The sequence below is a fragment of the Solirubrobacter ginsenosidimutans genome (assembly GCF_027587205.1).
In genome coordinates, this window is the sequence record NZ_JAPDOD010000033.1 from 99,479 (window position 1) to 107,764 (window position 8,286).

7 protein-coding genes are annotated in these 8,286 nt (G+C 70.5%); 3 read left to right on the forward strand and 4 right to left on the reverse strand.

Annotated elements, in window-relative coordinates:
* Positions 1–2 precede the first annotated feature (2 nt).
* Together OM076_RS29270 and OM076_RS29275 are read right to left on the reverse strand one after the other, a co-directional pair.
* Positions 3–896, reverse strand: a complete 894-nt coding sequence (locus OM076_RS29270) for an aldo/keto reductase (protein WP_270043671.1) — start codon at positions 894–896, stop codon at positions 3–5.
* 35 nt (positions 897–931) lie between these two features.
* On the reverse strand, positions 932–1,789 hold the full coding sequence (locus OM076_RS29275; RefSeq protein WP_270043672.1) for a helix-turn-helix transcriptional regulator: 858 nt from the start codon (positions 1,787–1,789) through the stop codon (positions 932–934).
* Between the two features lie 191 nt (positions 1,790–1,980).
* Here OM076_RS29275 and OM076_RS29280 point away from each other — a divergent pair, with 191 nt between their 5' ends.
* The 3 genes from OM076_RS29280 (at position 1,981) to OM076_RS46360 (ending at position 7,550) form a co-directional block, all read left to right on the forward strand.
* Positions 1,981–2,715 (forward strand): SDR family oxidoreductase, encoded by a 735-nt coding sequence (locus tag OM076_RS29280; RefSeq protein WP_270043673.1) that lies wholly within the window; start codon positions 1,981–1,983, stop codon positions 2,713–2,715.
* Positions 2,716–2,968: 253 nt separating this feature from the next.
* A complete protein-coding gene (locus OM076_RS29285) occupies positions 2,969–4,999 on the forward strand; it encodes an ice-binding family protein (protein WP_270043674.1) in 2,031 nt (676 codons plus the stop codon).
* Positions 5,000–5,024: 25 nt separating this feature from the next.
* Entirely contained in the window at positions 5,025–7,550 is a 2,526-nt protein-coding gene (locus tag OM076_RS46360; protein WP_270043675.1) for a putative bifunctional diguanylate cyclase/phosphodiesterase, read from the forward strand.
* 9 nt (positions 7,551–7,559) lie between these two features.
* On the opposite strand, the gene OM076_RS29295 is transcribed toward OM076_RS46360, so the two are convergent.
* Both OM076_RS29295 and OM076_RS46975 read right to left on the reverse strand, forming a co-directional pair.
* Positions 7,560–7,760: a hypothetical protein gene (locus tag OM076_RS29295; protein WP_270043676.1), complete on the reverse strand. Its 201-nt coding sequence runs from the start codon at positions 7,758–7,760 to the stop codon at positions 7,560–7,562.
* Positions 7,761–8,117: 357 nt separating this feature from the next.
* Positions 8,118–8,286, reverse strand: a 169-nt coding sequence (locus OM076_RS46975) for a universal stress protein (protein ID WP_372518091.1), incomplete at its 5' end; no start/stop codon positions are given.

Here is an 8,286-nt window from a genome sequence, read left to right on the forward strand (position 1 = left end):
GTTCAGGCCTCCGGGATGTCGCGGCCGAAGGACTCCAGCGTGATCGCCTCGGGCTCCGGCCCGCCGCGGCGGCCGGTGTCGAGGCCGTCGATGGCGGTCAGCTCGTCGGCCGAGAGCTCGAAGTCGAAGACGTCGATGTTCTCGGCGATGCGCGCCGGCTTGGTGGACTTCGGGATCACCGATCGACCGTGCTGCAGGCCCCAACGGAGCATGACCTGCGCCGGGCTCTTGCCGTGCGCCTCAGCGATCTCGACGATGACGGGGTCTTTCAAGGTGCTGGTGTGCTCGCTGTCGCGGTAGAAGGTGATGCCGCCGATCGGCGACCACGCCTGTGTGAGGATGCCGTGCTCGGCGCCGAAGGCCTGGACCTCCGGCTGGACGAAGTAGGGGTGCACCTCGATCTGGTTCACCGCCGGCACGACTGTCGTCTGCTCGAGCAACCGCATGAGGTGGTCGACCGTGAAGTTGCTGACGCCGATCGCGCGGACCTTGCCGTCGGCCAGCAGCGTCTCCAGGGCGCGGTAGGCCTCTAGTGTCCGGTCGAACGCCGAGGGCAGCGCCTGATGGAGGATCAGCAGGTCGATCTGCTCGACGCCGAGCTTGGCCGCGCTCTTCTCGAACCCGTGCAGCGTCTCGTCGTAGCCGTAGTCGGAGATCCAGATCTTGGTCTCCAGGAACACCTCCGAGCGATCGAGCCCTGAGTCCCGCACCGCGTCGCCGACCTCGCGCTCGTTGCCGTACGCGGCGGCCGTGTCGATGTGGCGGTAGCCGTCGCGCAGCGCCGTCTCGACGGCCGCCGTGGTCTCCTCCGGCGGGCTCTGGAACACGCCCAGGCCGAGGGCCGGGATGTCGACGTCGTTGTTGAGCTTCAGGGCAGGGGTTGTTGCGGGAGTCATTGGTCCTGGGTCCTTTCGGATCGAAGATGGTGGAGCTAGCGCGTGTCGTGGCCTGCGGGGGCCGTCGTCCAGCTGGCCAGCAGGTCGAGCGCCTGCTGGGACGCCGAGCCGACCTCGGCGGTGTAGAGCGCCAGGCGCAGCCCGTCGTCGGCGTCGAGCGTGAGCGTCTCGTAGCTGAGCTCCAACGCGCCCACGACCGGGTGCTGCAGGCGCTTGCTGCCCGTCCGGTGGAAGCGCACGTTGTGCGCCGCCCAGCGGACGCGGAACTCGTCGCTGCGCGTCGAAAGCTCGCCGATGAGGTCCTGCAGGTTGCGGTCATACGGGTTGCGCCCGGCCTGCGAGCGCAGCGACGCGACGAGCTCGGAAGCCAGTCGGTCCCACTCTGGGTAGAAGTCGGGCGCTGCCGGGTCCAGGAAGGTGAACCGTGCGCTGTTGGCCGGCTGCTCGGGACTGTCGAAGACCGGCGCGTACAGCGCGCGGCCGAGCGCGTTCGCCGCCAGGTAGTCCCCGTACACGGTGCTGACGATCGCCGCCGCATCGATCTGGTCGAGCAGGCGCTGCACGACGGGACGTACCCGCTTCTTGACCGGCCGCGAACGCTTCGGAGCGACCGGACTGGCGGCCCGGGCCAGGTCGAAGAGGTGCGCGCGCTCGGCGTCGTCGAGCTGCAGCGCTCCGGCCAGGCCTTCCAGGACCAGCTCCGAGACGCCGCTGAGGTTGCCGCGTTCCAGGCGCTTGTAGTACTCGACGCTCATCCCGGCCAGCGACGCGACTTCCTCCCGGCGCAGACCGGGCACGCGCCGCTTGCCATAGCTCGGAAGACCGGCCTGCTCGGGCGTGATCTTCGCCCGGCGGGTGGTCAGGAACTCGGCGATGTCGTTGGCGGCGTCCACGGTCTAGATCTTCTCTCGATCGGCTTCTGCCACGACGGTAGACCGCGCCCGCCCTCGTTGGGGTGCCCTACCAGTACCCCTCTCACAGGGCCCCTCACAAGGTCGGTACCCGCGCTTCTATGGAGGCATGCCCGCAGCCAGGTTCCATGAGCCCGCCGAAGCACTCCTCGTCCTCGCGTAAGGAGCACCACATGCACGCCAACTCCCACTCGGGCCGCGTCGCGGTCATCACGGGCGCCTCGTCGGGCATCGGCGAGGCGACCGCCCGAGCGCTGACCGCCGACGGCTTCCGCGTCGCGCTGCTGGCCCGCCGTGTCGACCGGATCCAGGCGCTGGCCGACGAGCTGGGCGACGGGGCCATCGCCATCGAGGCCGACGTCACCGATCGCGACTCGCTCGTCGCCGCCGCGCAGCGCGTCCAGGACGAGCTCGGCGGCGCCGACGTGCTCGTCAACAACGCCGGCGTGATGCTGCTCGCGCCGTTCACCTCCGAGCAGCGCGCCGAACAGCGCCAGATGGTCGAGGTCAACCTGCTCGGCGCGATGACCGCCACCGAGGTCTTCCTCGACCAGCTGCGCGACGGCGGCGGCGACCTGGTCAACATCTCCTCGGTCGCCGGCCGCACCGCCCGCGCCGGCAACGCCGCCTACGCCGCGACGAAGTGGGGCATGAACGGCTGGTCGGAGGCGCTGCGCCAAGAGCTTCAGCCCGACGTCCGCGTGATCGTCGTCGAGCCGGGAGCCGTCGCGACGGAGTTGGTGAACCACATCACCCACGGCGAGACCAAGGAGGCGATCGAGCAGTTCTACGACGCCACCTCGATCACCGCCGACGACATCGCCGAGATCATCGCCTTCGCGGTCACCCGCCCGCACAGCGTCTCGCTCAACGAGATCCTCGTCCGCCCCACACGCCAGCAGGGATGACGCCATGTACGTCTCGCACTAAGTCCACCGCGCGTCGCAAACCTTGAGGTGACGAGCAGGGTGCCGATGATGCGCAGGCAAGCAGCTTTTCCTGAGGTGCACACGGAGGTGCCCTGAATTGTCGGTTTCCCCTAAGAGTCGCTGGCGCGGCTGGACCACAGGGGTCCTGCTCGCCCTTGCGGTTCCACTCGCGACGGGCGGTTCGATCGCCCAAGCGACGCCGACGGCCCAGGCACGCCTCGCTTCTGTGGCGATGAAGACTCCGGCCAGCACGGTCGAAGCGATCGTGCAGTTCAAGCCCGGTCTGTCCGAGCGCAAGGCTCGCGCGCTCGTCCGTTCCCACCACGGTCGCGTCACGGACCGGCTCCCGAGCCTCAACGGCTTCGCCGTCAAGCTCGCGGCCCGTGACGCGCGGGCGCTGCGGCGGAGCAAGCACGTCGTCAACGTCACGCTCAACACCCGCGTGCGCCCCACCGGCGTCGACGGCGGCAGCCTCGCGACGACCTACCCGAAGACGGTCGGCGCGGATCAGTTGTGGGCCGCCGGCATCACCGGCAAGGGCGTCGGTGTCGCGGTCATCGACTCCGGCGTCGGCGGCGACCTCGCGGACTTCAAGAACGCCGACGGCAGCTCGCGCATCACGGCCAACGTGATCGCCAACTCGGACGCGACCCGCCCGGGCGACGACGTCGGCCACGGCACCCACGTCGCCGGCATCATCGCCGGCAACTCGTTCAATCGCGACCCTGCCGACCCCGCGCACGGCGCCTACATCGGCATCGCTCCCGAGGCCAACCTGATCACGGTCAAGACCGCCGACGACGCCGGTGACTCGACCGTGCTCGACGTCATCACGGCGCTGCAGTTCGTCGTCGAGCACAAGGACGACCTCAACATCCGCGTCGTCAACCTCTCGGTGGCCTCGGACACCCCCGGCTCCTACCTCGACGACCCGCTCGACGCGGCCGTCGAGTTCGCCTGGCACTCCGGCATCGTCGTCGTCGCCGCCGCGGGCAACCGCGGGGACGCGGGCGACGCGGTCCAGTACGCCCCGGGCAACGACCCGTACGTGATCTCCGTCGGCGCCACGGACGAGGGCAACACGCTCGACCCGACCGACGACACGACCGCGACGTTCTCGAGCCGCGGCACCACCCAGGACGGCTTCGCGAAGCCGGACGTGTCCGCTCCCGGCGCGCGGATCGTCGCGCCGCTGGCCCTGGGCAGCGCGTTTGCGGCCCTGTGCCCGGCGTGTGTCGTCGGCGGCGAGTACCTGCGCATCGGCGGCACGTCGATGTCGGCCCCGGTCGTCTCCGGCGCCGCGGCACTCCTGCTGCAGGCTCGCCCCGAGCTCAACCCCGACGAGGTCAAGGCGCTCCTGGTCCAGAACCCCAGCGTGGCGTCCGGTGGCGTCGACCTCGGCGCGGCCGACGGCTTCGCGGTCCTGGCGGGCGCGACGGTGACCAACACCGGCCCGTCGACGATCGACGGTGGCCTCGGCGTCAGCCCGGGCACGGCGGTGACCGGCCTCGTCGCCGGGACCGTCAGCGGGGCGACACACGCAGCCGACGCCGCCTCGCTGAAGGCGAAGGCCGACCTCGCGACCGCGTACGTCGCGGTCGCCAACCGCGCCCCGAGCACGCCGGTCCCCGCGGACCTCGGCGGGCGCACGCTCACACCGGGCGTCTACGGGTCCGCGTCCTCACTCGGGTTGACGGGAACCGTCACGCTCGACGCCGGCGGCGATCCGAACGCCGTCTTCGTCTTCCAGGCGGGGTCGACGCTGATCACCGCCTCGGGTGCCCGCGTGCGCCTGGCCAACGGGGCACAGCCCTGCAACGTGTTCTGGCAGGTCGGAAGCTCCGCGACGCTCGGGAGCGGCACCGTCTTCGCCGGCAACATCCTCGCGCTGGCGTCGATCACGATGAACGCCGGCGTCGAGCTGACCGGGCGAGCGCTCGCTCGCACCGCCGCGGTGACGATGATCGATGACACGGTCACCGCCCCGCACTGCACGGGCGAGCTCAACGTCGCCCGCGCCCTGCCGGCGGAACCAGGCGGCGGCGCCAACGCGGGCCTGAGCCCGAACCACTCCGTCGAGCAGGCGCTCGTCGAGGCCGGGCTCGACCCCACACGCGCGAACTGGAGCAAGTCGACGTGGAGCAAGTCGACCTGGTCGAAGTCGACGTGGAGCAAATCGACCTGGTCGAAGTCCACCTGGTCCTCGGAAGACGAGCTCGCCGCCCCGTGGGCGCGTTCGACCTGGACGGCGCTCAACCCGTAGCGCCAAAGCGCCGATGAGAGCTCGAGTGGGCATCCACACAATTCGCCGGAAGCTGGGATCGATCGAATCGGTGTGGTGGCTCAACGCCGTCATCGGCGCGAGCTCGTTGGCGCTGTACGTCCTCTGCATCCGTTCTCTGGGCCCGATTCAGGGCCCGGAGATCACGTGGTGGTGGACGCTCGGTGTCATGGTCTTCGTCACCGAGCGCTGGCCGGTCGAGTTGGAGTTCCGGCGCAGCAATCACTCCTTCTCGCTGACCGACATCCCGGTGACGCTGGCGCTCCTGTTCGCGACCGGCACGCACGCCTTCGTCGCGGTGATGGGCGGCGCGCTCGTCGCGCTGCTGCTACGCCGGCTGCCGCCGATCAAGTTCGCCCTGAACCTCGCGCAGTTCGGGCTGGTCACGGCTGTGCTGATCGTCGGTGTGCACCTGGCCGCCTCTTTCGACCCCGGCTTCGGCTGGGTCACCTGGAGTGCCGTGCTCGCCGCGAGCCTGGTCGGCGGCATGCTGACGACGGCGCAGATCATCGCCGCGATCGCGCTGACCGAAGGGCACGTCTCACGCGCTCGGGTGCGCGAGATGTTCGGCCTGGACCTGGTGGTCACGCTGACCGGCGCGACGATGGCGCTCGTCTGCGGCATCCTCTGGATCGAGCGGCCCGCGGCGACTCCGCTGCTGCTGATCCCGATCGTGATCGCCGCCCTCGGCTACCGCGCGTACGTCCAGGAACGCCAGGGCCGCGAGAAGGTCACGACGCTCTTCGAGGTCAACCGCACCCTCTCCGAGTCACCCGAGGTCGCCGTCGCGCTCGACGGACTGCTCGAACGGGCCCTCGAGGCCTTCCACGCCGAGCAGGCCGAGGTCATCCTCTTCGCCGCCGACGGTGGCCCGCCGCTGCGCACCAGCCTCGGCCCGGGCGTCGCGCGCGAGTCGATGGCGACCGTCGAGGAGGCCGCGGCCACCGCATTGCGCACGTGCGCCGCGAGCTCCGAGGCCGCGGTGGCGCTGGCCGAGCCGTTCCCGGCGACGCTTGACCCTTATCTCGGCGACCGCGGCGTCCGGCACGCGATGCTCGGCCTGTTGCGCGGCAAGGACCGCGTGATCGGGACGATCATGCTCGCGAACCGCTTCGGCCTCTCGCGCGGGTTCACCGACGGCGATCGCGCGCTGTTCGCCACGCTGGCCGCCAACGCGAGCGCCGCGCTGCAGTTCGATCACCTCGAGCAGGCCGTCTCCGAGCTGCACGACCTGCAGGACGAGCTCCAGCATCAGGCCCACCACGACCCGCTCACGGGGCTCGCCAACCGCTCGCTGTTCAGTCAGCAGGTGCGCGAAGCGCTCGAGCCCGGCTCCGCGGGCGAGGTGGCCGTGATCTTCCTCGACCTCGACGACTTCAAGGCGGTCAACGACACGCTCGGACCCGCGGTCGGCGACGAGCTGCTGCGTGGCGTCGCGACCAGGCTGATGCGCTCCGTCCGCAACGACGACGTCGTCGCGCGCCTCGGGGGCGACGAGTTCGCGGTGCTCGTCTGCCGCCCGTCGGATGTCGAGGCCGGGGCCGTGGGTCTCGCCGAGCGTGTGCTGCAGTCGTTCCTGCTCCCGGTCACCGCCGGCGAGGAGCTGCTCAACGTGGGCCTCAGCATCGGCATCGCCACGAGCCAGCACTCGCGCACCTACGCCGAGGAGCTGCTGCGCGACGCCGACGTCGCCATGTACGCGGCCAAGGAGGGCGGCAAGCGCCGCTTCGCGGTGTTCACGCCCGCGATGCGCGACTCGATCGTCCGCCGCCACGGCCTCAAGGCCGAGCTCGAGCACGCGATCAAGCAGCGTGAGCTGGTCGTGCAGTACCAGCCGATCGTCGACCTCGCCAGCGGGCAGACCGTGTCCGTCGAAGCGCTGGTGCGCTGGAACCATCCGGGCCGCGGCCGCATCCCTCCGCTCGAGTTCATTCCGCTCGCGGAGGAGACCGGCCTGATCGTGCCGCTCGGTCGCTACGTGATGGAGGAGGCGTGTGCGCGCGTCAGCGGGCGCCACCCCGAGCTGCAGGTCCAGGTCAACCTGTCGGCGATCGAGCTCGAGCATCCCGACCTGATCGAGTCGGTTGCGGGCGTCATCGCGCGCACCGGCATCGCCCCCGACCGAGTCGTGCTCGAGGTCACCGAGACCCTGCTCGTCAAGGACGCCGTCCGCGGCGTCGAGACGCTGCAGCAGCTACGGGACCTCGGCGTGCAGCTCGCGCTCGACGACTTCGGCACCGGCTACTCGTCGCTCAGCTACCTGCGCAACCTGCCGCTCGACTCCCTGAAGATCGCGCGCGAGTTCGTCGAGGGCCTGGCGTTCTCCGATCACGACGCCGCGTTCGTGCGGTTGATCGTCGGCCTGGCCAAGACCGTCGGCCTCAAGGTCGTCGCCGAGGGCATCGAGACCCGTGAGCAGCTCGACATGCTGCGTGAGATCGGCTGCGACCTCGGCCAGGGGTACTACTTCGCCAAGCCGATGGATGCCGACGCGGACTGGCTCGCCGCGGGCATCGGCCCCGCGTTGGTCTAAGCCCGAGCACTACAGCCGCCGCGAGGACCAGAGCACGGCGGCGAGGACGAGCGACACGATCGACGCCACCAGCCCGATCAGCCATCCCTGAGAGCTCTGCGAATCCATGATCGCGGCGATCACCACCGCGATGCCGACGATGCCCGCCGTGGCGACGACTCGCATCAGGGGCGCCTCCAGCGGCAGCCGCTTGCGGCGATCGGGGATCATCACCCCAGAACGCTCGGCGCTCGGTCCCCGGCGGTCCTCCCGCGCCTGCCGCCTGGCTTCACGCTCGCCACCGGGGTCCCTGGACGCGGCGCGTGGATCTTCGACGGCGGCGTCGTGCACGACACGAACCGGTTCAGGAATGACACCGGGGACCGGGGAGCCGGTCTTCTCGGTGGGGTGCTCGGTCGACATGTCAGCGACCTTCCCGAGCGTGGGCCGCCAATCTCGGCGTCCTTACGCTCCCTAGGGGGGATGGCTCTTCCGTCGCTGAGGCGATTCGCAGGAGCGGTGAACGGGCCCTGTGCAACTCGATTCTACTCCCGGATGTCCGCGCGGGACCGAGGTCGCCGGCTCCTGTTAGACGGCGACGCGCGCGGCGCCTCGGGCCTCGCTGAACAGGTCTGGCAGCGGGCGGCCGGCCTCCCGCGGGAGCACCAGCACGGGGCACTGGGCGGCATCGACAAGCCGGCGCGAGACGCCGCCGAGCAGCACGCTGCGGAGTGGGCCGTAGCCGCGGGAGCCGCAG

Excerpts from the sequence above, each read along its gene's own strand:
- OM076_RS29295 (WP_270043676.1), bottom strand. The coding sequence starts at position 7,760 with ATGATCCCCGATCGCCGCAAGCGGCTGCCGCTGGAGGCGCCCCTGATG.
- OM076_RS29270 (WP_270043671.1), bottom strand. The coding sequence starts at position 896 with ATGACTCCCGCAACAACCCCTGCCCTGAAGCTCAACAACGACGTCGAC.
- OM076_RS29285 (WP_270043674.1), top strand. The coding sequence starts at position 2,969 with ATGAAGACTCCGGCCAGCACGGTCGAAGCGATCGTGCAGTTCAAGCCC.
- OM076_RS29280 (WP_270043673.1), top strand. The coding sequence starts at position 1,981 with ATGCACGCCAACTCCCACTCGGGCCGCGTCGCGGTCATCACGGGCGCC.